This window comes from Ureibacillus acetophenoni (assembly GCF_900220965.1).
In the GTDB taxonomy this organism is placed as follows: domain Bacteria; phylum Bacillota; class Bacilli; order Bacillales_A; family Planococcaceae; genus Ureibacillus; species Ureibacillus acetophenoni.
On sequence record NZ_OBQC01000005.1, the window covers coordinates 1 to 25,007 of the forward strand.

General features: G+C 34.7%; 24 protein-coding genes, 1 rRNA gene and 1 pseudogene. 10 read left to right on the forward strand and 16 right to left on the reverse strand.

All coding sequences use genetic code 11. The features are described 5' to 3' along the window. Positions 1-190, reverse strand: a 16S ribosomal RNA gene (locus CRO45_RS08335); the annotation flags it as partial. A gap of 323 nt (positions 191-513) precedes the next feature. Between CRO45_RS08335 and CRO45_RS08340 the strand changes: the two genes are divergently transcribed. Continuing rightward, a complete protein-coding gene (locus CRO45_RS08340) occupies positions 514-1,167 on the forward strand; it encodes a hypothetical protein (protein ID WP_097149211.1) in 654 nt (217 codons plus the stop codon). 49 nt (positions 1,168-1,216) lie between these two features. On the opposite strand, the gene CRO45_RS08345 is transcribed toward CRO45_RS08340, so the two are convergent. After that, on the reverse strand, positions 1,217-1,900 hold the full coding sequence (locus CRO45_RS08345) for a KinB-signaling pathway activation protein (protein ID WP_097149212.1): 684 nt from the start codon (positions 1,898-1,900) through the stop codon (positions 1,217-1,219). Positions 1,901-2,051: 151 nt separating this feature from the next. On the opposite strand from CRO45_RS08345, the gene gerD reads away from it, so the two are divergent. Further along, positions 2,052-2,681: a spore germination lipoprotein GerD gene (gene gerD, locus CRO45_RS08350; RefSeq protein ID WP_328588617.1), complete on the forward strand. Its 630-nt coding sequence runs from the start codon at positions 2,052-2,054 to the stop codon at positions 2,679-2,681. Between the two features lie 39 nt (positions 2,682-2,720). Here gerD and CRO45_RS08355 read toward each other — a convergent pair whose 3' ends face one another. From CRO45_RS08355 to CRO45_RS08370, 4 genes are all read right to left on the reverse strand, one after another. Further along, a complete protein-coding gene (locus CRO45_RS08355) occupies positions 2,721-3,782 on the reverse strand; it encodes a P-loop NTPase (protein ID WP_097149213.1) in 1,062 nt (353 codons plus the stop codon). 151 nt (positions 3,783-3,933) lie between these two features. Beyond that, positions 3,934-4,647, reverse strand: a complete 714-nt coding sequence (locus CRO45_RS08360) for an N-acetylmuramoyl-L-alanine amidase (RefSeq protein ID WP_097149214.1) — start codon at positions 4,645-4,647, stop codon at positions 3,934-3,936. 187 nt (positions 4,648-4,834) lie between these two features. Beyond that, on the reverse strand, positions 4,835-6,676 hold the full coding sequence (locus tag CRO45_RS08365; RefSeq protein WP_097149215.1) for an ABC transporter ATP-binding protein: 1,842 nt from the start codon (positions 6,674-6,676) through the stop codon (positions 4,835-4,837). Then, complete coding sequence (locus CRO45_RS08370; RefSeq protein WP_097149216.1) at positions 6,669-8,408, reverse strand: ABC transporter ATP-binding protein; 1,740 nt, start codon at positions 8,406-8,408, stop codon at positions 6,669-6,671. The genes CRO45_RS08365 and CRO45_RS08370 overlap by 8 nt, the downstream gene beginning before the upstream one ends. Positions 8,409-8,719: 311 nt before the next feature. Here CRO45_RS08370 and CRO45_RS08375 point away from each other — a divergent pair, with 311 nt between their 5' ends. Both CRO45_RS08375 and CRO45_RS08380 read left to right on the forward strand, forming a co-directional pair. Next, positions 8,720-9,577 carry a carbon-nitrogen hydrolase family protein gene (locus CRO45_RS08375; RefSeq protein ID WP_097149217.1) on the forward strand — a complete coding sequence of 286 codons (858 nt, stop codon included), beginning with the start codon at positions 8,720-8,722 and terminating at the stop codon, positions 9,575-9,577. Positions 9,578-9,589: 12 nt separating this feature from the next. Then, positions 9,590-10,255, forward strand: a complete 666-nt coding sequence (locus CRO45_RS08380; protein WP_097149218.1) for a GNAT family N-acetyltransferase — start codon at positions 9,590-9,592, stop codon at positions 10,253-10,255. A gap of 82 nt (positions 10,256-10,337) precedes the next feature. On the opposite strand, the gene CRO45_RS08385 is transcribed toward CRO45_RS08380, so the two are convergent. Next, positions 10,338-10,679 carry a DUF3147 family protein gene (locus CRO45_RS08385; RefSeq protein WP_097149219.1) on the reverse strand — a complete coding sequence of 114 codons (342 nt, stop codon included), beginning with the start codon at positions 10,677-10,679 and terminating at the stop codon, positions 10,338-10,340. Beyond that, a complete protein-coding gene (locus CRO45_RS08390) occupies positions 10,680-11,078 on the reverse strand; it encodes a MarR family winged helix-turn-helix transcriptional regulator (RefSeq protein ID WP_097149220.1) in 399 nt (132 codons plus the stop codon). It lies immediately after the preceding gene. Between the two features lie 172 nt (positions 11,079-11,250). On the opposite strand from CRO45_RS08390, the gene CRO45_RS08395 reads away from it, so the two are divergent. After that, positions 11,251-11,586 carry an ArsR/SmtB family transcription factor gene (locus tag CRO45_RS08395; RefSeq protein WP_328588618.1) on the forward strand — a complete coding sequence of 112 codons (336 nt, stop codon included), beginning with the start codon at positions 11,251-11,253 and terminating at the stop codon, positions 11,584-11,586. 32 nt (positions 11,587-11,618) lie between these two features. After that, complete coding sequence (locus CRO45_RS08400; RefSeq protein WP_097149222.1) at positions 11,619-12,575, forward strand: cation diffusion facilitator family transporter; 957 nt, start codon at positions 11,619-11,621, stop codon at positions 12,573-12,575. A 179-nt stretch (positions 12,576-12,754) separates the two neighbouring features. Here the strand turns inward: CRO45_RS08400 and CRO45_RS08405 are convergent, their stop codons facing one another. The 5 genes from CRO45_RS08405 to CRO45_RS08425 form a co-directional block, all read right to left on the reverse strand. Further along, complete coding sequence (locus CRO45_RS08405; RefSeq protein ID WP_097149223.1) at positions 12,755-13,132, reverse strand: hypothetical protein; 378 nt, start codon at positions 13,130-13,132, stop codon at positions 12,755-12,757. A gap of 161 nt (positions 13,133-13,293) precedes the next feature. Next, on the reverse strand, positions 13,294-14,001 hold the full coding sequence (locus tag CRO45_RS08410; RefSeq protein ID WP_097149224.1) for a hypothetical protein: 708 nt from the start codon (positions 13,999-14,001) through the stop codon (positions 13,294-13,296). Between the two features lie 487 nt (positions 14,002-14,488). Beyond that, the gene (locus tag CRO45_RS08415) at positions 14,489-15,568 is read right to left on the reverse strand and encodes a PQQ-dependent sugar dehydrogenase (protein ID WP_097149400.1); all 1,080 of its coding nucleotides are present in this window, start codon (positions 15,566-15,568) and stop codon (positions 14,489-14,491) included. A gap of 67 nt (positions 15,569-15,635) precedes the next feature. Further along, positions 15,636-16,601: a UV DNA damage repair endonuclease UvsE gene (uvsE, locus tag CRO45_RS08420; RefSeq protein ID WP_097149225.1), complete on the reverse strand. Its 966-nt coding sequence runs from the start codon at positions 16,599-16,601 to the stop codon at positions 15,636-15,638. 93 nt (positions 16,602-16,694) lie between these two features. Next, positions 16,695-17,420 carry a YczE/YyaS/YitT family protein gene (locus CRO45_RS08425; protein ID WP_235864556.1) on the reverse strand — a complete coding sequence of 242 codons (726 nt, stop codon included), beginning with the start codon at positions 17,418-17,420 and terminating at the stop codon, positions 16,695-16,697. Between the two features lie 115 nt (positions 17,421-17,535). On the opposite strand from CRO45_RS08425, the gene CRO45_RS08430 reads away from it, so the two are divergent. Beyond that, positions 17,536-18,408 (forward strand): LysR family transcriptional regulator, encoded by an 873-nt coding sequence (locus CRO45_RS08430; protein WP_097149226.1) that lies wholly within the window; start codon positions 17,536-17,538, stop codon positions 18,406-18,408. A 42-nt stretch (positions 18,409-18,450) separates the two neighbouring features. Here CRO45_RS08430 and CRO45_RS08435 read toward each other — a convergent pair whose 3' ends face one another. Together CRO45_RS08435 and CRO45_RS08440 are read right to left on the reverse strand one after the other, a co-directional pair. Beyond that, complete coding sequence (locus CRO45_RS08435) at positions 18,451-18,708, reverse strand: alpha/beta-type small acid-soluble spore protein (RefSeq protein WP_097149227.1); 258 nt, start codon at positions 18,706-18,708, stop codon at positions 18,451-18,453. Between the two features lie 109 nt (positions 18,709-18,817). Further along, positions 18,818-19,807: a VOC family protein gene (locus tag CRO45_RS08440; protein ID WP_097149228.1), complete on the reverse strand. Its 990-nt coding sequence runs from the start codon at positions 19,805-19,807 to the stop codon at positions 18,818-18,820. Positions 19,808-20,023: 216 nt separating this feature from the next. Between CRO45_RS08440 and CRO45_RS08445 the strand changes: the two genes are divergently transcribed. The 3 genes from CRO45_RS08445 (at position 20,024) to CRO45_RS08455 (ending at position 24,558) form a co-directional block, all read left to right on the forward strand. After that, the gene (locus CRO45_RS08445) at positions 20,024-20,596 is read left to right on the forward strand and encodes a TetR/AcrR family transcriptional regulator (protein WP_097149229.1); all 573 of its coding nucleotides are present in this window, start codon (positions 20,024-20,026) and stop codon (positions 20,594-20,596) included. 108 nt (positions 20,597-20,704) lie between these two features. Then, positions 20,705-22,807: an MMPL family transporter gene (locus CRO45_RS08450; RefSeq protein WP_097149230.1), complete on the forward strand. Its 2,103-nt coding sequence runs from the start codon at positions 20,705-20,707 to the stop codon at positions 22,805-22,807. Between the two features lie 218 nt (positions 22,808-23,025). Further along, positions 23,026-24,558 (forward strand): glycine betaine uptake BCCT transporter, encoded by a 1,533-nt coding sequence (locus tag CRO45_RS08455; protein WP_097149231.1) that lies wholly within the window; start codon positions 23,026-23,028, stop codon positions 24,556-24,558. Between the two features lie 137 nt (positions 24,559-24,695). Here the strand turns inward: CRO45_RS08455 and rpsI are convergent. Then, a pseudogene (gene rpsI / locus CRO45_RS08460) lies at positions 24,696-24,761 on the reverse strand (30S ribosomal protein S9); the annotation flags it as partial. Positions 24,762-25,007 lie beyond the last annotated feature (246 nt).

Consider the following 25,007-nt stretch of genomic DNA (forward strand, 5'->3'; position numbering starts at 1 on the left):
TAAATTGTATTATCCGGTATTAGCCCCGGTTTCCCGGAGTTATCCCAAACTATAGGGCAGGTTGCCCACGTGTTACTCACCCGTCCGCCGCTAACCTTTCAAAAGCAAGCTTTTAAAAGGTTCGCTCGACTTGCATGTATTAGGCACGCCGCCAGCGTTCGTCCTGAGCCAGGATCAAACTCTCCATAAAATGTAGAATTTGAGTTAAGCTCTAAATTCATGCTGGCATCAATGTTGATGTCCAAAATTGTGTTTCTATAATAGAAACGTTTAATTCATTAACGTTTTGTTGTTCAGTTTTCAAGGTTCATTATTCGTCATCTCTCGATAACAACTTTTATATCATAACATCTTACCGAAGTAGATGTCAACAACTTTTTTTAATTTCTATCGCCATGTCAGCGGCGACTTTTCTATACTAACATCGTTTATTCATGAAAGTCAACATAATTTCATAAGTTTTTTTAAGGACATGTTTTATTAATTCAAATCCAATAATAAAGGAGTATATGAATGATTCGCAAAGTAGTATTAGCATTTGCTATAGCTCTAGTTTTATTCTTTTTTGTTTTCCCCCAAAGAGATTCTATTATTTCTGTGTTTCAAATATCCGATGAACCAGTGATAATATCGAAAGGAAATTATGGACAATCGATCATATTAGAAGTTTCTTTTTCACATGATGGATTTCTTGAATGGTTAGAATCATTAAAACAACCTTATCCACTTTTAATGGTGAAAGCTGATTGGATTGAACGCTCTCCAAAATATATTGATGTCATAAAGAATAAGAATATCCCTATAGGCTTACTTGGAGGGGAAGGCGCCAAAGACTACACAACGGAATTGTTTAATAAAGATGTAGCAATTTACGAAAAACACCTTCAAAGCAAGCCTTTATGGTTTATGACATCAGATTACAATTATACGGATGAATTAAAACAATCTATATTCAATGAACAAGTGAATATGTTATCACCTACGACTCTTTATAAAGAAGATGATCCATTAAATAATGAAAAGGGTGCGATCATTTCAATCCCGTTACATGAAGAATCCAAAACAAATTTTGAATCACTAACTAAGCTTTTGTATTCTCAGAAGTTTATGTCCATAGAGGAAAATATTTTTGGTTATTCAATAAAATCAAAGAAAATGCCTGAGTAAATTAAAAAGGGCTAGTACATTTTATTTTTGTACTAGCCCTTTAATTTGTTCAAGCTTTTGCTTTTTGTTGCCCTTCAATTTTACGTGTTTTTTTACGTTCTTCTAGTTTCTTTCGATCCTCATCTGATTTTGCATTGTACTTTGGCAGTGCCAACAATTGGTATGCATTAACTGCGACAAGTGGGAATAATAACAGTGCAACATATGTATCTATATTACCTTGGCGACCCATTAGCGCAATAATCCACTCTAATGATGTAACTACAATCATAAAAAATAGCGAAGAAACTAATATATGTTTTTTGTTTGTTAATTGTACTTTTTTTACTGCTGTTGCTATCGATGCAAAAACTAAAAAGACCATTAATCCACCATAGAATAGCCAGTCTTGTACACTTTGTGCACTTGGATGAAATCTAAAAACAATAAGATCAAATAGTACGAAAAGAATTAATAAAACTTGAACCCAATTCCATAAAGTGAGTGTTCTAAAAATACCTACACCTACTTGGTGCAATGTTAAATATGCAAAAAATCCAGCTTGTGCTATTACACTCATTGTTATACCTAAAAGAATCATCCAGCTAAATGCAGCAAAAAATTCGCCTATTTCGCCTGCCGCTAAATAAGGTTGAAAGAAATTCCATCTTATAAAAATACCAGCAACACCTGTAACGATGCCACCAATGAGTACACACATGAGGAAGAATTTAATCCAATTTCGTATAGTCACGATGAACCTGTCCCCTTTTTTAATTTGTCCTTGTATATTTTAACAATCGTATTTAAAAAAAGCTAATCTATATAAACAAAGCAATACATATTATGCTCAGAAATGTGAACAATAATTGAAAGAGAGCCTTTAAACGAAAGGACTGAATATAATGTTGAAACGACTACTAATCCTGTCAGTTGTATTACTGTTTTTAGCAAGCTGTTCCGATACGCCAACCCAAACGATGTCTTATGATGAGATAAAGAAAATCATGATCGATTCAATTCAGACAGAAGATGGAAAGAAAGCTCTACGTCAGATGTTAGAAGACCCAAGTATACGTGATTTAATTATACTTGAACATGATCAGGTGGAAACTGCAATAAAAGACACATTATTATCTGAAGAAGCTACAGAGTTTTGGAAAAAACAGTTTGAGGATCCTAAATTTAAAGAATCCATTGCGAAAAGTATGAAGGAACAGCAAACCGATATTATGAAAGACCTTATTAAAAATGCTACTTTCCAAGAAGATTTAGTTAAATTCTTCGGACAGCCAGACATGCAAAAACAATTAGAAACCATATTAAAGAGCTCAACCCTTCGTAAACAAATGGAGGAGGTTGTAATGCAAACGATAGAAGACCCTCTATTACAAACGAAATGGCAAGAGCTCATTAGAAAATCGGGTGAGGGAGCATCGAAAAGCGGCGGTAAAGAAGGCGGCGGTGAAGGCGGCGGCGAAGGTGGTTCTGGAGGCGGCCAAGGCGAAGGTGAAGGCGGCGGTTCTAGTAGTTAAAAACAAAGCGGATTGCAAAAATGCAATCCGCTTTTTACTTTATTTTTCTTCTAATTGCTTTACTACTTTCTCAGCGATTTCTAAATAAATTTTTCCTGTTGAATGATCTGTATCGTATACAGATGGCGCAAAATCTTCTTTTGTCCAGTCAGGTTGTCCAAGGGGAACTTGTCCTAGTAACTCTGTACGCAATTCATCTGCAAGTTTTGGACCTCCGCCTTTACCAAATACATATTCCTTTTCACCAGTTACTTTTGACTCAAACCATGCCATATTTTCAATAACACCTAGAATATCATGGTTTGTTTGTAAAGCCATTGCTCCAGCACGTGCAGCAACAAAAGCAGCCGTTGGATGTGGCGTAGTAACAATAATCTCTTTAGATGTAGGTAATGCTTGATGAATATCAAGTGCAACGTCACCTGTACCTGGTGGTAAATCTAATAATAGGTAATCTAATTCTCCCCATTCCACATCACGGAAGAATTGATCTAATACTTTTCCAAGCATTGGTCCGCGCCATACAATCGGAGCATTGTTTTCAACGAAGAATCCCATTGAAATAACTTTTACACCCATGCGATCTACAGGATAAATACGATCTTCTTTGACAACTGGCATTTCTTGAATCCCCATCATATCAGGAACACTAAAACCGTAAATATCAGCGTCAATTAAACCAACCTTTTTACCTAAACGAGCTAATGCTACAGCTAAGTTAACAGAAACGGTTGATTTCCCAACTCCACCTTTACCTGATGCAATAGCAATTACTTGTACAGTAGATAATGGAGATAAAATATCGTGAGTTTCAGTAGTTGTTGCTTTGCCACGGAAGCTTTCTAGAACTTCTGGAGCTAGTTCTTCAAAACGAATACCAACTGATGCCGCTCCAGCTTCTTTAAGTATTTCAACTATTTTCATTTGTAGTTGCATTTGTTCTGGTGTGTTTGTTTTTGCTATAGCAACTTTCACACTTACGTGTTTTTTCTCTTCTTTTATACTTACATTTAGAACACCATTTGTTTGTTCTAAAGTCTTATGTAAAAACGGATCTTCTAATTCGCCTAATATTTGTCTAACTTGTTGTTCGTTTATCAAGTCCAACACCCCTATAATCTTTTCTATTTTTAGTATAGCATAGTGTTTTTGAAATCTTATCGAAAATGATTACGTTTTCAACAAGTATTTAAATCAAAATGAAGAAAAAAACCACTCACCTTATTATTGGGTGAATGGCTTTCTAATTTTCCTACTCAAACTCTAGATTCACATAATTTTCAATTCCATTTACGATTGCAGTTGCCATCTTCTCTTGATAACTTTCATCGGATAGAAGTTCTCTTTCCTCATTATTACTTAAGAAACCTGTTTCGATTAAAACTGCTGGAACTTCTGTCTTTTTCAGTAAATAAATTTGTTTGATTGCTAAAGCTTCACGGTCTGTATTTTGTAATGTGCTCTTAATGGACTCTTGAACTGATTTTGCCAACAATTCACTATTAGGATGTCCTGTTTGGTGGTAGAAAACTTGCGCACCTCTCCATTTTTCTTCAGGAATTGCATTTGCATGAATTGTGATAAAAATGTCTGGTTGATTTGATTTAACAATTTCTTCACGTAAAAAGATATCTTGTTTCTTACGTTCTCTTAAAGTAGCAAATTCCTCACTAGGAGCGTGCTCGTCCAACACATCACCATCAGTTGTTCTTGTCATGACAACATCTGCACCCATACGTTTAAGTTGGTGTTCAACTTTTTTAGCAATCGACAGTGTAATTTCACTTTCGATTACAGCCTGAGAAGAAGCACCACCATCCACCCCTCCATGACCAGCATCAACAACAATTTTTACCCCACCTAATGGTTCAGGTAGGAAAAACTTTCTGTCAGATGCGTTTGTCTCATATACGACCACCGCTAAACAAACTAATAAAATAACAATTAGTGCAATCCAACGCTTCAAACTTGTACACCGCCTTTTGCAACCTTTTGCACTACTATACGCTAGAAAAAGGGCTTGTATGCGTAAAGTTTTGATTATGAAATAATAGAAAAAATATTCATAGTTTCAAATAAAAAATAACCCTTTTCTAACCTTTTTCTAAAAGTAAAAAGCTGTCCAACTTATGTTTATTGGACAGCTTGTGAATTTATTCTTGTATTTGAAGTTGATTTTGTAAGTTATAGTAAAATCCGTGTTGTTTCATTAATGTTTCATGATTTCCTTGCTCTAGTATTGTCCCGTCTTTAATAACAAGTATTTTATCGGCATTTTCGATTGTTTTTAATCGGTGTGCGATAACAAAACTTGTGCGACCCTTCATCAAATTATTTAACCCTTTTTGAATATGAACTTCTGTCATCGTGTCGACACTAGATGTTGCTTCGTCTAAAATTAATATATCTGGATCTTCTAATATCGCCCGCGCAATTGCTATTAACTGACGTTGACCTTGACTTAAATTCATCCCACCTGAAACAAGCATAGTATCATAACGCTTTGGTAAATATTTAATAAAGTTGTGGGCATATGCTATTTTTGCGGCTTGCTCAACTTCCTCATCTGTAGCATCCAGCTTTCCGTAACGAATATTTTCACGGACAGAACCGGAAAACAAATAAGTATCTTGTAAAACGACACCAATATGATCTCTTAAATTTTCCATTCGGTAATTTTTTATATTTTCACCGTCAATAAGAACTTCACCATTTCTCACATCATAAAAGCGATTTAACAACTGGATAATTGTCGTTTTTCCTGATCCAGTAGGTCCAACAAGGGCAATTGTATCTCCTGCCTTTGCTTCAAATGAAATGTTGCGAAGAACAGGTTTTTCTATGCCGTAATGGAAATCTACATTTCTAAACTTTACATCTCCATTAAACTTTTTCTTCGTAATTGCATTTTGGCTATCTTTCGGTTCCTCTTGTTCATCGATTATTTCAAATACTCGTTCAGCCCCTGCTATAGCAGATTGGAATGTGTTGAATAAGTTGGATAATTGGTTAATCGGACGTAAAAATTGTCTTGAATAAGTAATGAATGAAGCAATGATTCCTATCGTTACTAGGTTATTAATAGACAATAAAGCACCTACACCTACAACTATTCCAATTCCTAAAGTATTAATGAAGTTGTTTACCGGACCCATTAACCCAGTCACAATTTCTGCACGCATCGCTGATTTTCTTAGCTTTTCATTGGCCTCATTAAATTGCTCGATAGTCGGGACTTCTTTTCCAAATAACGTTGTAATATCTGAATTAGAGATTGTTTCTGCAACAAATCCATTTAGTTGCCCTAGATCTCTTTGTTTCTCTCTATAGTTTTTACTACTGCGTTTAATAATTTGTTTAGCTGCCCATAGGATACATGGGATAATAAGCATGGTAACAATTGCTAGTGTCCAATTTAAGTAAAACATTGCAATTGCAGAACCAATTACGGTTAATATGGTTGAAATAATTTGAACCACACTTTGTGAAAGTGCTGCATTTAAATTTTCTATGTCATTTGTCATTCGGCTCATTAAATCGCCTTGTTGACGTTTATCAAAGGTTGCTAAAGGAAGCAATTGAAACTTTTCAAACAAATTCTGACGTAATCTCCAGATCGTCTTTTGCGATACACGAATCATTACAAAAGTTTGTAACCAGGTAAATATTGCACCCGCCACATAAATGGCAGTAAGTAGAAGAACCATTCGAATGGTGCCTTCAATATCGTTTACCAAAATATATTTGTCTATAATAATCCCTATTAATAATGGTCCTAGCAAACTCAATAAGGAAGATAGAATAACATAGACGATGGCACTAATTAAACCAAGTCGTTCATTTTTTAAATAAGTCCATATTCGTTGAATTGTTCCCTTTTGGTCTTTCGCTTTTTCTGCAGGACCGTTAAATCGCCCACCAGGATGTCTTAAAACATTCCGAGGTTCAGGTGGTCTTGCAGTTTGTGAAACAGGAGGTTGAACTGAATTACTCATCTAACATACCTCCTTTAACCTGTTGAGTATCGACAATTTCTTGATAGACTTTATTATCTTTTATCAATTCATCATGAGTACCCAGCCCTACAATTTCCCCATCATCCAAAACTAGTATCTGATCAGCATAACGTATGGAAGAAACTTTTGAAGAAACAATAAACTTCGTGCTGTCTTTAAACTGTTCTCTAATTGCTTTTTGTATTTTTCTTTCAGAAATACTATCCACTGCAGATGTAGTATCATCTAGTATTAAGATTGCTGGTTGTCTAACGAATGCTCTAGCCATTGCAAGACGTTGCTTTTGCCCACCAGACAAATTAGTTGCCCCTTGAGTAATGAAATGATTTTCCTTTGCATCTAGCTTTTCCACAAACTCATAAGCTTGAGAAGACTTTAAAGCCTCTATAATCTCTTCGCTACTCGCATCATCTTTCCCGTACTTTATATTCTCATCGATTGTTTTTGAAAATAAAGTAGCTCTTTGCGGTGCAAAAGCAATGGCACTACGTAATGTTTGAAGATCAATTTGCTTAATCGGGATATTATCAATACGGATTTCACCTTTGGTAACATCAAATAGCCTTGGGATTAGTTTAACAATGGTTGATTTTCCACTACCTGTAGCACCAATAATTCCTATAGTCTCACCAGGAAGAGCTTTAAAGGAAACCTCCTTTAAAACTGGCTCATTTTCTTCAATATAAGAAAAGCTAACTTTATCAAATTCTACTTGGCCTTTTAACTGAGTAGATAAAGCATTATCGGTAATTTTTATATCTAGTGTCTCTTCTAGTACTTCTACAATTCGATTGGCACTCGGAATCGCACGAGCTATATTCATTAAAACTGCCGATGAACTCATCAAGCCACCCATTATCATCATTAAATAGTTAATAAACGCAACAATGACCCCTACTTGGATTGTCCCATTTTCTACTTTAATAGCACCTTGCCACAATGCGATAATGATTCCAATGTTAACAACAAACATCGTTAATGGACCTAAAATACCGATAATTTGGTCGGCTTTAATATTTCTTTGCATTAATGATCCATTTACTGATGTAAATTTTTCAATTTGATGCTTTTTTCGGTTATAAGCTTTAACTACTCGTATACCTGCTAAATTTTCTTGTACTTTTGTGTTCACTTGGTCAATTGCTTCTTGTACTTTTAAAAATAACTTTCCAGAAATTTTCGTAAAAAAATAAATAGAAAAGGCTAAAATTGGAACTACAAAAAGTAGTACAGGAAATAGTTCACGAGCTGTAAAGAAAACAATAATAATTGCACCTATAAAAGTTAAAGGACCGCGCACGAATATTTTTAAAAGCATTGTTAGTGCCCGTTGTAACGATTCAACATCACTAGTAATATTCGTAATTAATTTCCCAAGAGTAAAATGGTCTTTATTTCTACTCGAGAAATACGTAATGGTTTCATATAAGTCTTTTCGAATATCCGTTGCAAAATTAACTGCAGATTTAGTTGCATAAATGGAACATCCTACTCCCCCAATTAACCCTAGTACAGCGCAAAGGATCATTAATCCAAACATTGTAACAACGTACCCTGTATCATTTTTTGCAATTCCATCATCTATAATATGTTTCATTATGGTTGGTTGTAATAAATCCATTGCAACTTCTAGCACCATCATCAATGGAGCAATAATTGTAAAGACCATATATGGTTTTAAGTATTTTGTGAGTTTAATTGCAGATTGCATAATTTACACCTTTTCTTTAGTGGTCTCAGTTTTCACTAGTTTATAGTAATACTAATTTCTTTCTATGAATAGTTATAGACCGTTATCTTTTTGTTCTAGATTTTTTTCATTCCAACGGTGTATACGGTTGTATATGCAATTTAATTGTATACAGTTGTATACCAAATGGTCAATTATGTTTTATAAGAGAAGCCTTGGCTGTTTCTAATATAGAATTGAACATCATAGTATAGTCATTGAGTGTTAAAAACTTCTAAATTCTACCTGTTTTATGCTACGATATTTCAAAATGATAAATTAGGAGGTATTGTATGAAAATTCGTGTTTCTGCAGTGCAATATCATTTACATACAATTGATAGATTTGAGGACTTTGTTAACCAGTGTGAACATTATATAAAAGCCGCCCTAGAATTTGATACTGAATTTATTTTATTTCCTGAGTTTTTCACTACACAATTGTTATCGATAAAAGGGCCAAATGGCGAAGCACTAACAATTAATGATTTACCTCCTTTTACAGAACAATATCATGAAACATTTACAAGGTTTGCGAAAGCATACAACGTTTATATTATTGCTGGTACACATGTTGTCAATGTAGAAGGGAAACTTCGCAATCGAGCTCATATGTTTTACCCTAATGGAAAAGTTGTGTCACAAGATAAAATTCATATTACACCTACGGAAGTACATGAATGGAACATGTCAAAAGGTGATGGGCTAGAGGTATTCGATACAGATAAAGGTCGTATCGCAATACTAACTTGTTACGACATTGAATTCCCTGAAATCGTACGTATGGCAAAAGCAAAAGGTGCAGATGTCATTTTCTGTCCTTCTTGCACAGATGACCGACATGGTTTCCACCGCGTTCGATACACAAGTCATGCCCGCGCCATTGAAAACCAAGTGTATGTTGTTTTGACAGGAACAGTAGGTGGACTTCCAACTGTCGACTTTATGCGCATGAACTTTGGCCAAGCAGCAATCATTACGCCAAATGATGTACCATTCCCTCCAAAGGGTCTGCTTGCTGAAGGGGAAATTAATGACGATATGTTGGTTACTGCAGATCTTGACCTAGATCTTTTATATGAAGTTCGTGAAAAAGGTTCTGTAACTACTTGGAGGGACCGTCGAACGGACTTATATACAGATTGGAAATAAGGAGGCGCTACATTGTATCGAAGTGAACAGCTACTTTTTTCTGATGGTAAACCAGTACGAATTCTTATAAGAAATTATGAAACGAATGATTTTGATGATCTCATCGACATACAAACAGAGTGCTTTCCCCCACCTTTTCCATCTGATCTTTGGTGGAATAAGGAACAATTAACGAATCATGTTACTCTATTTCCTGAAGGAGCACTTTGCATTGAAATAGATGGAAAAATTGTTAGTTCATTAACGGGATTGTGTGTAAACTTTGACCCTGCACAGCCAGACCATACTTGGGCTGAAGCAACAGACAATGGATATATTAACAATCATGATCCAAATGGAAATACACTTTATATTGTTGATATTAGTGTAAGACCGGCCTACCGCTCTTTAGGTTTAGGTAAAATTATGATGCAATCTATGTATCAAATTGTCGTTGAATTAGGATTGGATCGGCTGTTAGGTGGCGGACGAATGCCTGGCTATCATAAGCACGCAAATGAAATGACTGCCAAAGAATATGTTGATGCTGTTCTTGCAGGTAAAATCCATGATCCTGTTATCTCGTTTTTACTTCGAGCAGGTCGTATGCCTATCGCTGTCGTTGAAAATTATTTAGATGATGAAGAATCCTTGAACTATGGCGTTTTAATGGAATGGAAAAATCCATTTAAAATTTAATATGAGCGTTTTGTTATGTAAAGCAAAGTACAATCCCTTATTTTTGGATTGTACTTTTTCTTATAATGATTCAGTCAATTTTCTATGAAAAGAAGGCTTCCAGTATATATTTTTGTACCATTAATGATATCCCCCAACCTACAACTCCCAATATAATAGCAATTGATAAGTGAATTGAATGTTTAAATGCTATATAAATGATTACTAACATTACAATTGTGGCAGGAAGACCTGCTATTACCCCACCAGTAAATCTACTGATAGTATTGGCAGACTCCCCTTGTACAGTTAACCAAATGATACTTAGGATACTTATTAATGGTAAAGCAGCAATAATTCCTCCATATAAAGGGAATCGTCTTGCTAGTTCGGTTACGATTCCAATAATAGCTGCAGAACTTAATATCTTTATTATTAAATACATTTATTTCGATACCTCACTTAGTAACTGAAAGGCACGAACAATTTGCATCTTTTCTTCATCGGATAACTTATTAAGTGCATTTTGTAACTTTTCCTCATCTAACTCTGTGTTCTTCTTTAAAACACTTAAACCGGATTGTGTTAAATGTAGATAAACTTTACGTTGATCCTCTTCTGACCTTTCTTTATATAACCATCCACTGCTCACTAGTTTTTTTACATGTTCAGAGGCGGTATTATGTGATATCAACAAATACTCTGCAATATCTCGAATCATTATATATTTCTTTTTATGTACTAGTTGCAATATACGGACACTCTGATGGGATATTGCGTCATTTTGAACGGGATGAAGTTGAAAATATATATCTGTAAAGCATCTATTTATTACATTAATCATAGTAACCCCCACTTAATCGTTTGAGACGATTATATCGCATTATACGATATAACGACAAGTAATAGTTATTTATTTTGTTAAAACTCATTTTTACGTTGACATATTTTGAAAATTTGCATATAAATAATATATGAACATATGCTCATATAAGAAAAAAGGTCAGGTGATGATTTTGAGTCAAGATATACTGAACGACACTGTTCAACCTGTGCAGTCTAGTGATTTAGATGAGGAAACATTATTTGTTGTTTCCCAAACTTTTAAAGCATTAAGTGATCCAACAAGGATTCGTATACTTAATTTCCTTTGTTCAGAAGAACATTCTGTAAATGAAATTGCGGAGAAACTTAATTTGAGCCAGTCCTCTGTTTCCCATCAATTAAGATTTTTAAAAAACTTACGCCTCGTGAAATTTAGAAGAGAAGGTACAACGCTTTATTACTCAAATGACGATGATCATATTATGAACTTACTTCAACAAGCTATTGATCATGCAACACATACTTAGTGGAAAGATACTAATTGAATGGGGGGAAACCCATGGGAAATCATCATCACCATCATCATGATCATACTCATGGTGCGAATAAGAAAGTATTACTAATTTCGTTTATTATTATAACTGCATATATGATTGTTGAAGCTATTGGAGGTTTTTTAACGAATAGCCTCGCTTTACTTTCTGATGCTGGCCATATGTTAAGTGATTCGATTGCTCTTGGTATCGCACTTCTTGCTTTCATATTAGGTGAAAAAGCTGCCAATCAACGAAAGACCTTTGGATATAAACGCTTTGAAATTTTAGCAGCTGTACTAAACGGTATTACATTAATGCTCATTGCAGCATTTATTTTTTACGAAGCAATTGAACGTTTTGCGAATCCACCGGAAGTTGCAACGACAGGAATGCTTATAATTAGTTCTATTGGACTTCTGGTTAATATTCTTGTTGCATGGATAATGCATCGGGGTGCAGATACGGAAGAGAATTTAAATATGCGTGGAGCTTACTTACATGTGTTGGGGGATATGCTTGGATCGGTTGGAGCCATTATTGCCGCATTACTAATGATGTTCTACGGATTTGGGTGGGCAGATCCACTAGCAAGTGTCATCGTGGCAGCGCTCGTTTTGCGTAGTGGCTTTTATGTTACAAAATCAGCGGTGAATGTTTTGATGGAGGGTACACCTGAAAACACAAATATGGATGAGGTGATTCAGTGTATCCAAAAAACGGATGGAATCATTAGTATCCATGACTTGCACATATGGAGTATTACTAGCGGTTTAAATGCAATGTCCTGTCATGCAGTGGTAGATGATGCAATGACCATTGCTGAAAGTGAAGAGATGCTTCGTAAAATTGAACATGACCTTTTACATCTCGGAATTCAACACGTTACGATTCAACTCGAAACAACCGCGCACACACATGACGAATCGATCCTTTGTCAAATCAAAGGAGAACAAGGTGGACATCATCACCACCATCATTAAAAGTTCAGTTTGATAAAAAAGGAGGACATTTCATGGAGATCCTTCTACTAACATAATGCTTCACAATATATCCCATAAAAAAGGTGACCCATAAGGCCGTTAATAATTAACCACCTTGAGGTCACCTTTTTTACTCTTAACTTCATAAGGTAGACAAAACTGATCCACCCATTTATTGTTTAATTACATCTCACGAAGATAACACTACTAATTCCATTTGGTTGACTAAACCCATCTGCTACAATCTTAAATCCATTACTGTATAGACAAGCAGTAAGTTGTGCAATCGTAGGTGCTGCCGGGTCGTTTTGTTGCCCTGGTACAAAAGCACAGCCAAACGCTGCGCCATTTGGAGTTACAGCGATTAATCGACCTGAGCTTGTGTCAAATGATGCAAATACTGATTGACAACTCTTAGGTTGTTTATCATTTTCTTTATCTTTAAGAAGCTTTTTCAACAGGTCTAGTAGATCATCTAACTTGTCGTGATGTTTTTTGTCTCCATTACAACCACATTCATGTTTGTGTTTACCATCCCAATCATTATATCTTGACATAGTTTCACCTCCTTAATCTTTCGATACTACAGTATATTAATTTGTAAAATTACAATGGAGGCGTTTATACTAATTTTTTTAAATTACTAGTAAAATTTTTATTTGAGTCAATCGTCTAATAGAATAGTTAGCCCGAAGATGAGTTGATTTAATAGGCATTACTATAGGTAAATTAACAAACGTTCAGATAAATCATCTTCAAAATAGCTACTTATTTTCTTTACTCTTCTATAGCGATTTTTTCGTCTTTTTTCTAATTTATATTCCTGCCTACATTTAGTCTTTCTCACTTGTCTTTTTACGGGGCTTTCTTGTCTTCTTTCTGGTAAACCTCTTATACAATGTGATTCTTGATTCTGCGCTAGATTAGAATTAAGTATATTCGCGAGTGTTACAACTGCAATAAGATTGAATATCGACTTGATTGTCTCTGTATCCGTAGGAATCTCTTCTGTGTTTTTTACAGAGATCTTCTTTTTTTTTTCTTCTGCGGAACTTACGCAAAATGTTCGAGTAAATTGAATCTCTCCCTCGCATAGTTCGCCTGACGTACATCCAGAACAACGGACAGAAACTTTTTTCACGTTATCTAATGCCATTGCGTAAAATCCAATTGGACCTTCACATGGAGGGGTTGGTACAGCTCTTTCAATTACATTACCGTTTTTCAATTCAATTACTAACGTCATTAAACAAGCGGTTGAGCCGTTTCTTACTTTAACTAGTAAATCCACCGTATTATCAGATAAGTCTTCAAAGTAAGTTCTTAATGCTCCGTCACATAATTGATCGATATTAATAGGTCCTATTTCCGATGTTCTCACTTCTACTTTTGGAGTTGAATAAACGAAATCATAAATTTCCTCCATTCTATCCCTCCTTTCTTTGTTAACTTTCACTACTATCTATCATTCTTTTACTAGTGATTAGCCCTTGAATAACTCATTATCGTTTTTAAGATTTCGTGAGCTAAGTACACTACTAATCCAGAATATAGTTGTAGCTTCCAGATTATCTTATTCAACATCCAGTAATTGAAATAGGTTAGTGTCGCGGGAATAGTATCATTTCTAATATTTTTTATGAATTTTAGTTATAGGGGATTTGACTAAAAGAATTAATGGGAGTTTGACTTGTGTATTGTGATATTTGATTCATAGACAAATACACAATGTAAGTAGATGTTTGACAACATACATAAATATTCATATTTAGGAGAACAAGGATAACGTACCATGTGAAAGACCGAACTGTGGGGATAGTACCTAATACAGCACTTCCTATTTGGTAAAAAAGCCATAAAAAAACCATAGATTAAGTTATCTATGGTATGGCATTGATCCCAAACATAAGTGTTTAGTTACTAAGTGAAACGCTATATAATTTATCATCGTTTGACTGCGGGTTTCCACGGCCATCTGTATTATTTGTAACAAAATATAAAATATCTCCATCAATGAAAACATCACGGATTCTACCAAGACCAGTTACAACATGATTTTGTTCACCAGTTTCAAGATTAAACTCTAGAATTGCATTTCCTCTTAAGGCTGCAACATACACTTTACCGTTGTAGTAGGCCATTCCTGAAGGGGCCCATGTGTTATTACTGCCAGATGTAAAAATTGGTGTTACCATTCCTTCTTGTTCTTCAACCCCCTCAATGACTGGCCAACCATAATTTAATCCGGCTTCGATTTTATTTATTTCATCATTTGCACGATTTCCGTGTTCACTTGCATACATCGTTCCATTAGGTGCCCACGTTATTCCTTGTGGATTACGATGTCCATAACTATAAATATAAGAGTTGGAATTCGGATTATCAGTTGGAATCGTTCCATCTAAATTCATTCGCAAAATTTTACCAGCTAAAGAATTTAAATTTTGTGCTAAAGATGACTCTAATGCATCTCCTGCGGTCGCATAGAGTTTTCCGTCTGGTCCAATTTTTAATCGCCCACCATGGTGAACTCTGCCGCTTGGGATTTTATCAAGAAGTACATTTTCCTCTTTCCATACATTGCCTTCTAAGAGCAAAGATACAATCCTGTTAAATTGACCAGTTTGATCTTCGTAAGTGTAATAAGCATAGGCACGATTGGATTCTAAAAAATCAGGTGCAAGAACAAAGCCCATTAAGCCTGCTTCAGCTGATTGGGAGAGTTGTTTATTTAACTCTATTCTTTGTCGAACTGCTTGTCCCCCTTCAATTTTTGTTATTGTTCCTGGACGTTCTGTAATATAAAACGTATCGTTGATCTTTTCTATGGCCCAAGGAATAGTTAAATTTTGAGCGATAACTACTGACTTTTCAGTAATTTTTGATACTTCAATGATTGGATCATTATTTTGGCCAACAATTACCTCTGGCTCTGGGGGATTACAACCTGTAAGTACAAGTAATAAAAAAGATAGAAAGAATACCTTCTTCAACAAAACCACTTCCCCTCATAATCATATTTTCTAATTTATTTTCGCCATTTACCATTATTTACACACATTACTTTAAATAAAAACTTGAGCCATCAATCACTTCAACATCGTTTCGCTGACGAATATCCTTCATTAAACTAAAAAGTGCTTCATCTTTCTTTTTCGCCTCAATCATACAGTGAATTTCATTTACTGTTCCTTTTATTTCATTTAAAAATCTGAAAAACATGTCTACATCTACATAATCAGAATGATGACGGAACTCAGACTCACTTTTCGGACTGGATATATGCATTTTAATTGGTAAAGTTGAGTCCTTCCAAGTAGTTACAATTCTCTCCCAATTTTCTTGCCAATTTGGATTTTGATGATGGGCAAGGTGATGATGATAATCAAACACAAGAGGGATCCCTAACTTTTCACACAAATAAAGCGTATCATTTAAAGTAAATGAAGTATCGTCATTTTCAAGAATAATCATTTTCTGAATGCCTCTCGGAATATCCATCCAGTTTTCAATAAACCCTTCTAGCGCTTGTTCCGTGTCGTTGTAATTTCCTCCAACATGAAGAACACATCGATGAGTCGGGTTAATCTTCATTCCTTTTAACAAAAAGTAGTGCATTTTTAATGTTTTAAGTGAATTTTTAAGTACAGTTGTCTCTGGAGAATTCAACACAACAAAATGATCTGGATGGAAATCTAACCTCATCTGATGTTCGTCTGCAAAATCCCCTATCTCCCGCAACTTTTCCTTGAGCGGTTTCATATAATCCCAATCTGGAATTTCTTCATGGTTAGCAAGTGGGATAATTCTTGAAGTTAAACGGTAAAAATGAATTTCATTAAAAGCATTATGTCTAAGTAAACGGAGTGTATTTTCTAAATTGGTAAGGGCAATCCTCTCTAACTTTCGAATAGCTGCTTCTCGATCTGCGATTTTTTGAAAAGCAGAAAATGTCATTGTTTTTGATGGAGAGGCATTTTTTAATTCCATACTCATGGCCACGTAACCTAGTCGTACAATCGTCATCTAATCCACCTCTTTGATAGTATGAGATAACTTTAAATGTAGTAGTCATTTACACGTAAAAAAGACCCTCCCTATTCCGGAAGAGTCTTTATATTATGATGATACTTTCGAGACTTCACTTTGCACAGTCACTTCGTCTGATGCATCTTTCTTTGCTTCTTCTTTATCTTTATCAATCCAACTAAGTAAGTACTTTTGATAACGTGGCATAATCCAACCTAAAATTTTACCAATGAAATACGCTGCAACGATTGTACCAATCCCAACAGCACCTAAAGTTTGAATAAAAATAATACATACTAAACCTGCAATACATACATTTAATAGATCACTCAAAATTTTCGCCTTACTAAATTTCAACTTAAATTTATCGCTAATTACATAAGTAAGTGCATCATATGGCATCAATGGGAATTTGGCTGAGAAATAACCTAATAATCCCAATGCAACTATAAATAAACTAATAATTAAAAATAGCCATCTTATAAGTAGTGTTTCAGGATTGGGGAATAATTGCACAAGGAATAATGTAAAATCCATAAAGAAACCAAACATAAATGAAATAATTAATTGTACAAGCGAATCTATCAAATCAATTCGTTTACTTAAAATGATTTGTATGAGAATAAATAAAACGTTTGCAACTATTGTCATGATCCCCACAGAGAATCCTGAAGTAAGAGCAAACGCATAAGCTAATGATGAAACTGGTGATACGCCTAAATCAGCTTGTATAGAAAAACTAACACCAAGGGAAAGGAAAAACAAACCTACAACATACAAAGTAAGCCGTTTCATTGTCTTATTTATATGATTCATACAATCCTTCTTTCTAATCAGTAATCTTATATTCATCTTAGCATGCATTATGATATATTAATAATATATATTTTATATAAAAGTCATATCTAAAACTATATAACGGGGTCGAAACATGGATATACGTCAATTACAGTATTATAAAGAGATTGTCAAACAAGGAAGTATATCAAAAGCCGCGGAACTTTTGAATATTGCCCAACCTCCACTGAGTCAAGCATTAAAAAAGTTGGAATTAGAATTAGGAACAACTTTAATTCATCGATATCGACAAAAATGGCAATTAACTGAAACCGGTGAACTACTCTATCAATATGCAGAGCAAGTCTTGGGCCAGATGGAAGAGGTTCAACGTCGAATACAGGAAATCGAAGAAGGAACAGCTGGTACTTTAAGAATTGGCGTTTCATCTGCATGTTCAAACATGCTAATTGATTATATTGCAGACTTCCGAAACAAGTTTCCTCAAATCAAAACGAATATTTACTCAGGGGACTCAGAAGGGTTGTTAATGAAGTTAAATCATAAAGAAATTGATATCGCATTAATTATACGACCTAGTAATACAGAACAATATGAATATAAATCGCTAAAAGAGCAACCAGCCGTTTTAATCGTTCCTAATGAATGGACTACCTCAATCTCAGAGCAACCTACTTTAGAAGAAATTGCCGAGTTTCCCTTTATCATGTTAGGTGCGATGGAAGGACATTCGTTTTATGAGAATATAATAAATTCATTTAATAAGCATGATTTAAATCCAAACATTATCATCGAATGTAAAGATATACAGATGGTTGTTGCTTTTGTAAACAGAGGTCTAGGTATTTCCATTATTCCAAGAATGGAATACCAATCATTACTTTTCGAACATTTTAAAGCTTATGAACTACATCAATTTAAAATTAATGTAGAACCAGTTTTAATGAAATTAAAGGGTGAACCAACGTCAAAAGCAGCTGCTTGTTTTTGGGATTTATTTCAGTAAGATAAAATGGGTTCATCGATTACACGATGAACCCTTTAATCATTATTTTTTGTTCAAATTTTCTTGTGCCATTCTTACAAGTTCCTTCACCATGTTTCCGCCTAATCGGCCGCCAACTTTACCTGCTTCTTCTGAAGTAAGCTTTCCATTATAGCCCTCTTTTAACGGAACGCCAATTTCCTTTGCAATTTCAAACTTCGCTTGTTCAGGATTATTTGTGCCAGCAACTTTTGCTTTTAATTGATCCAATCCTTCTCTTGCTTCTGGTACTAATAGTTTATTTCTATTTCTTCGAGCCATGTCAATCCCTCCTTTTTGTTAACATGGTCTAAAGTAGTTTTTTACATGTAAAGTTTTAATAATAAAAAACGAATGATCTTATCGTGCTAGATCATTCGTAATTCAAGGACTATTCGTATTTATTTATAAGATGCAGTTTAATTCCTGCCGGGTCATTCACTTCGATTTCATTGCCATTTTCATTAAAAGAAATATTTTCTTTTGTTAAGTTTTCTTTCACTGTTGTCCACTCTGGTTGAGTCAATAATACATTAAAATGCTTCAACCCTTTTGCATTGTCTGGTGGAGATGGAATTCCCTTTCCTAACCAAGTATTCATTCCGATGTGATGATGATAACCATCTAGGGAAACAAAAAGATGACTGTCACTTTTTGCAACAATATCAAATCCTAGCACTTCTGTATAAAATGTTTCAGATTTCTCTATATCTGCAACTTGTAAGTGCATATGACCCATTTTTGTACCTTCAGGTAAACCAGTCCACTCATCATCCTTCGCTAGATTATACAGTTCAGCAACATTTAACTGATAGGTTCCACCAACATACCCACCTTTACCATCACGGATCCATTCATTTGATGGGATATCTGCATATATTTCAATACCGTTTCCTTCAGGGTCTGCTAAATATAGTGCTTTACTATATTGGTGGTCAGCTGCCCCCTGTAAATATAGCGAATCACTTAAATGAATAAGGAATTGCCCTAATGTCCTTTCATCAGGAAGTAACAGAGCAAAATGATATAAACCCGTAGTTCCGAACGGTTTATCCAATGTATCTTTCTTTTCTTCTAGTATAAGTAAAGGATTTTTGCCATCAGCAGTGAGGGAAACTCGCTCACCTTCATCCTTCAATACATTAAAACCAATCGTTTTTTGATAAAAATCGCTCATTGTTTTTATATCGCCAACCGTTAATGTAACTGCCCCGACTCTAGCAGGTGAATTGATTTCATAATCTTTTGTAGCAACCTCACCATTATTTGCAAATGCAAATGCAATTACTATGGCAATTAAGGCAACAGCCACGATAATTATTAAGTTTATTTTTGCAGTCTTTTTCTTACTGTTTTGATTCTTGCTGTTTTTTAATGACATTCTATTTCTCCAAATTCAGTTAGTAGTTTTATATACTTAACATGTAACCATTTTAATTACAAGGATAAGTGAAAGTCAAAGATGTTAGCTTATATCGATCTAGTAATAATTTCCGTCATTTGTTCCTACACTTCTAACATGAATTTGTTAAACAAATTATGAGAAATCCTTGATTTTTCCTTATGAAAGTTCATTATTAAAGGTGAGGTGAACAACTTGGCACGTGAACGAAAATTTACAAAAGAAGAATTATATCACGCAGTAAAGCATTTACTACTTAAGCATGGCTACGAAGGATTTACTTTTACTGTACTTGCGAGCTACCTAGATGTTTCTAGAGCTGCAATTTATAAATATTATGAAAATAAAGAAGAACTAATAAGTGAATATATGGTTTATGAATTAGAAAAGTTTTTAAATGATATGAAAGCTATCGGAGAAAAGAAAACGTTTCAAGAGCAGTTCGATGCTCTGTTTGATATGATTTTTGCAGATTTGAGCCTGTATGAGATTAGAACGATGGGAATGCAAATCCCTATTATTAACAAAAAAATTAAAATGAATAAACAAAAAATAAGTGGGATTATTGTGGAGTTATATTCATCACTTCAACAATTTGTTGAACTAGGAAAAAAGGAACAAGCGTTCAAGGAAGAGCTCCCAAATAATCTTATATTAGGAATGATTTTTGAAACAGTAAATATTCCTAATCAAAATAATATTCCTCTTCCCGATTGGGTTGAGATGATTAAAGGTGTTATATGTCACGGATTGTTCAAAAACAATTAAATTGACACTGGTGTAACCTTTGGGTAATAATTAAGAGGCGGAAATTATTCCGCTTATTTTTGCACCAAAGTTACACATCTGTCACTTTTATGAAAGGACTTAACATTTATGAGAAAAACATTGCAACACGTCACAGATTGGGTTTCAACTAGAAAGGGAGCTTGGATTACTCTTATTATTTGGATACTCGCTATGGTCATTTTGACAGTCGCAGTGCCTAGTGTAAGAGAGTATCAAGTAACATCAGTTGCAACTCTTCCAGAGGATATGCAATCTGTCATTGCCAATGACAAAATTGAAGAATATTTTGGTGATAGTGAACTATTACCAGCCATATTGGTTCTTCAATCAGATGATGAGGTCCAATTACAAGATTTAGTTACAATAACTGATGCAATTATCGGGAAAGATTTTGATGGTTTGAAAGAAATTGTTCCAATGGGAATGTTACCAGAACCAGCAACAAATGCATTCTTTTCTGAGGATCGTACGACAGCAATCATCCCTGCTAATCTAGACTCAAATTTAGACACAAAACAAGTAAAAGTTATTTTACAAGACATTGCAGAAATTGTTAACGATCAAACCGATTTAACATTATCCATTACTGGACCTGCGGGAATCGCTGTAGATACTACAGATTTATTTACTCGTGCAGACGTAGTATTAATTTTAGCTACTGTTGGGATTATTTTAGTATTATTAATCGTTATTTATCGTTCACCATTAATTGCACTAATTCCGTTATTAGCTGCAGTGTTTGTTTATCAAGTTGTTACCCAGTTGCTAGGACTATTCGGTAAAGCTGGACTCCTAATGAGTACCCAATCCGTGTCAATTATGTCCGTCTTATTATTTGCTGCCGTAATTGATTATTCATTATTTGTTTTCTCTCGTTATAGAGAAGAGTTAAAACATAACGAAGATAAGCATTCAGCAATGAAGGTAGCTATGAGAGGAACCGGATTACCTGTCTTTTACTCCGGTGGTACAGTATTACTAGCTATGCTTATTTTAATCTTCGCCAACTTAGGTGATTATAAAAACTTCGCACCTATCTTTGGTGCTGCCTTAGTAGTGATTATGGTATCTTCGGTAACACTTGTACCGGCGTTATTTACATTATTCGGTAGAAAATCATTTTGGCCTGTTGTTCCAAAAGTAGGCGATACGACGGTAAAACCAACTTCTATTTGGAGTAAAATCGGCCGATTTGTTACGAATAAACCCGTTGTTTCAATCTTAATTATCGGGGTATTTATTTTAGTAAGTGCATCTTATAATGTTAATTTAAAATACGAGTTTGACTTAATTAAATCCTTCCCAGAAGATATGCCTTCTAGGGTTGGTTATGAAGCATTAGAAGAAAAATTTGCACCTGGGGATCTTGCTGCAACGACTGTACTTGTAGAGTCTAATACAGAAATCTCAGAAGAAAACCGTCAAGCCTTAATTGACGAGCTATTGAACCAGGATTATGTTGATACCGTAAGAATAGATAATCAAACAGAAGATGGAAAGGTACTGACTTACAGTCTAACATTTGAAAATAGCCCATATGCAATCGAATCGATTAATGCATTAGAATTAATTCAGGAAAAAGCTGATGAAATATTAGATGCAAGTAATATTGACGGTACTTTATATTTCGCAGGTGAAACAGCATCTTCCCTTGATGATCAAAACTTAAACGATCGAGACTTAATTGTCATTGTATTATTAGAAACAATTTTAATCTTTATCATGCTTATTTTCTTAACAAAATCCATCAAAATGCCAATTTACATGATGGGAACGATTCTTGTTTCTTTCTTTGCAGCATTAGGTTTAGGTATGTTCTTAACGAACCTATTCTTTGGAATCGATACAATTAGTAATCGTGTACCAGTGTATGCATTCATTTTCCTAGTAGCCCTTGGGATTGACTATAATATCATATTAGTTTCTAGGTTCTTAGAGGAAAGAGAAAGACACTCTGTTAAAGAAGCAGTTCAAATCGCAGTAGCAAGTACTGGCGGAGTAATTTCGTCAGCGGGAATTATTTTAGCAGCCACTTTTGCGGTTCTAATGACTCAACCAATTCAATTACTATTCGTATTTGGATTTATCGTAGCGGTAGGTATTTTAATCGATACCTTCTTAATAAGAGGGGTTTTATTGCCAAGTTTAATTGTCTTATTAGAGAAGGATAAAAAGAAAAAAGAAGCATAATTACGCTAGCCTGAAGGGTTTTTCCCTTCAGGTTTTTTTGTTTTCCAACTTATTATTCAATTGAACATATTCTGTCGCAATTGTTTAACATTATTTTTCATTAGTTATAAAGCAAAACACTTAGGGAACAATAAAGCTGAACAAAACCTGATACTTTCATAGGGTAAATTTCATAATGAAATTACAAATTAAAATTTCTACCGAGAAAGGAATTCGTGATGAAAAAAGTTTCAAATGTATTTTGGATTTCTGTTGCAATCGTCCTCCTTGCATGCATATATGGTGTTATTGCACCAAAAAGTTTCGAAAAAACAACTGGGAATATTCAAGCATTTCTTACAACGTCCTTCGGCTGGTACTATCTAATCTTAGTTACGATCATTGTGATCTTTTGTCTTTTTCTTATTTTCAGCCCAGTTGGAATTATAAAACTTGGGAAACACGATGAGGAACCTGAGTTTTCTAGAGTATCTTGGTTTGCAATGTTATTTAGTGCAGGTATGGGAATTGGACTTGTATTCTGGGGTGCAGCGGAACCATTGTCTCACTTTATGAATCCTCCATTAGCTGAACCTGGAACAGACACAGCCTATAAAGAAGCGATGCGTTATACATTTTTCCATTGGGGTATTCATGCTTGGGCTATATACGCAATAGTGGCATTAGCTTTAGCTTACTTCAATTTCCGCAAGGGTGAACCGGCGCTCATATCTTCTACCTTAAAACCAATTCTAGGCAAAAAGGCAATGGAAGGTATTTGGGGAACCGTTATTGATGTATTAGCCGTTGTAGCAACAGTTGTTGGGGTTGCAACAACTTTAGGCTTTGGTGCAACACAAATAAATGGAGGACTTTCTTTCTTATTTGGTATACCAAGTAATTTCACAGTTCAATTCATCATTGTAGCAGTCGTAACAATATTGTTTTCCATTTCAGCATCAACTGGATTAGGGAAAGGTATTAAAATTTTAAGTAATGCTAACATGGTGTTAGCCGTTATTCTTTTGCTTTTAATGTTTATCATAGGACCTACCCTCCTTACGTTAAACATGTTTACAGACTCTCTTGGTGGTTATATTCAAAATATAGTTCAGATGAGCTTCCGTATGGCTCCACTAGATGAAGAGAATCGTACATGGATTAATGGATGGACAGTCTTTTATTGGGCATGGTGGATTTCATGGTCTCCGTTTGTAGGTATATTTATCGCTCGTGTATCAAGGGGAAGAACAATACGAGAATTTATTATAGGGGTTTTATTGTTACCTACACTTGTATGTTTTGTTTGGTTTTCGGTATTTGGTACAGGGGGAATTGAAGTTCAGAAAGCTGTATCTCACGACATTTCTCAATTAGCAACTGAAGAAGTATTGTTTGCTATTTTTAACGAATTACCTTGGTCCACAATTTTATCTATTGTTGCAATTGCGTTAGTAAGTATCTTCTTTATAACATCAGCAGATTCTGCAACTTTTGTACTTGGGATGCAAACTACATACGGATCCCTTAATCCATTAACTGCAGTAAAATTAACATGGGGAATCGCACAATCAATCGTTGCTTTAGTCCTTATTTATAGTGGTGGGTTACAAGCATTGCAAAATGCATTAATTATCGCTGCCTTTCCATTTTCCTTTGTAATGATATTAATGATGATTTCGCTATATAAATCATTAGTAAAAGATAAAAAAGAACTTGGATTGTATCACAAGCCAAAGCCACGTAAAAAGGTTGAACATACAAACAATTAGCTTTTAAAGCCACTGGATAGTCATTCGTTAGTAGTTAATATAAGAATGATAATCCAGTGGCTATTTTAGTTCTAAGATAATAAAAAAACCCTCTCTCGAAAATCGAGAAAGGGTTGTAAAACGTTGAATACAGATGATTAACGTTTTGAGAACTGAGGCGCACGACGAGCACCTTTAAGACCGTATTTTTTACGTTCTTTTATGTGTACTTATAATATGAAGATACATGGAATAAAACAGTCCTTATTATTCAAGGTTTAAATGTTTTTTATTAGCATAATTGAAATTTAATAATATACCGTTATATATGTTTCGTGACCAAAAGGTGACCAATTTATTGAAAGCATACACCATTAAGGACATCACTTTTTAAAGAAAATTTGACCCATAGTGAAATTCCAAGGAAAGAATTAATTCAAAAGTCAGAGAAAAGGTCTTTAATTAGGATA

Bases quoted from the DNA above. Each gene is read 5' to 3' on its own strand.
- CRO45_RS08405 (WP_097149223.1), bottom strand. From the start codon at position 13,132: ATGTCAAGATATAATGATTGGGATGGTAAACACAAACATGAATGTGGT.
- CRO45_RS08385 (WP_097149219.1), bottom strand. From the start codon at position 10,679: ATGTATTTAATAATAAAGATATTAAGTTCTGCAGCTATTATTGGAATC.
- CRO45_RS08400 (WP_097149222.1), top strand. From the start codon at position 11,619: ATGGGAAATCATCATCACCATCATCATGATCATACTCATGGTGCGAAT.
- CRO45_RS08430 (WP_097149226.1), top strand. From the start codon at position 17,536: ATGGATATACGTCAATTACAGTATTATAAAGAGATTGTCAAACAAGGA.
- CRO45_RS08435 (WP_097149227.1), bottom strand. From the start codon at position 18,708: ATGGCTCGAAGAAATAGAAATAAACTATTAGTACCAGAAGCAAGAGAA.
- uvsE (WP_097149225.1), bottom strand. From the start codon at position 16,601: ATGACGATTGTACGACTAGGTTACGTGGCCATGAGTATGGAATTAAAA.
- gerD (WP_328588617.1), top strand. From the start codon at position 2,052: ATGTTGAAACGACTACTAATCCTGTCAGTTGTATTACTGTTTTTAGCA.
- CRO45_RS08425 (WP_235864556.1), bottom strand. From the start codon at position 17,420: ATGAATCATATAAATAAGACAATGAAACGGCTTACTTTGTATGTTGTA.
- CRO45_RS08340 (WP_097149211.1), top strand. From the start codon at position 514: ATGATTCGCAAAGTAGTATTAGCATTTGCTATAGCTCTAGTTTTATTC.
- CRO45_RS08440 (WP_097149228.1), bottom strand. From the start codon at position 19,807: ATGTCATTAAAAAACAGCAAGAATCAAAACAGTAAGAAAAAGACTGCA.
- CRO45_RS08370 (WP_097149216.1), bottom strand. From the start codon at position 8,408: ATGCAATCTGCAATTAAACTCACAAAATACTTAAAACCATATATGGTC.
- CRO45_RS08455 (WP_097149231.1), top strand. From the start codon at position 23,026: ATGAAAAAAGTTTCAAATGTATTTTGGATTTCTGTTGCAATCGTCCTC.
- CRO45_RS08410 (WP_097149224.1), bottom strand. From the start codon at position 14,001: ATGGAGGAAATTTATGATTTCGTTTATTCAACTCCAAAAGTAGAAGTG.
- CRO45_RS08365 (WP_097149215.1), bottom strand. From the start codon at position 6,676: ATGAGTAATTCAGTTCAACCTCCTGTTTCACAAACTGCAAGACCACCT.
- CRO45_RS08450 (WP_097149230.1), top strand. From the start codon at position 20,705: ATGAGAAAAACATTGCAACACGTCACAGATTGGGTTTCAACTAGAAAG.
- CRO45_RS08375 (WP_097149217.1), top strand. From the start codon at position 8,720: ATGAAAATTCGTGTTTCTGCAGTGCAATATCATTTACATACAATTGAT.
- CRO45_RS08390 (WP_097149220.1), bottom strand. From the start codon at position 11,078: ATGATTAATGTAATAAATAGATGCTTTACAGATATATATTTTCAACTT.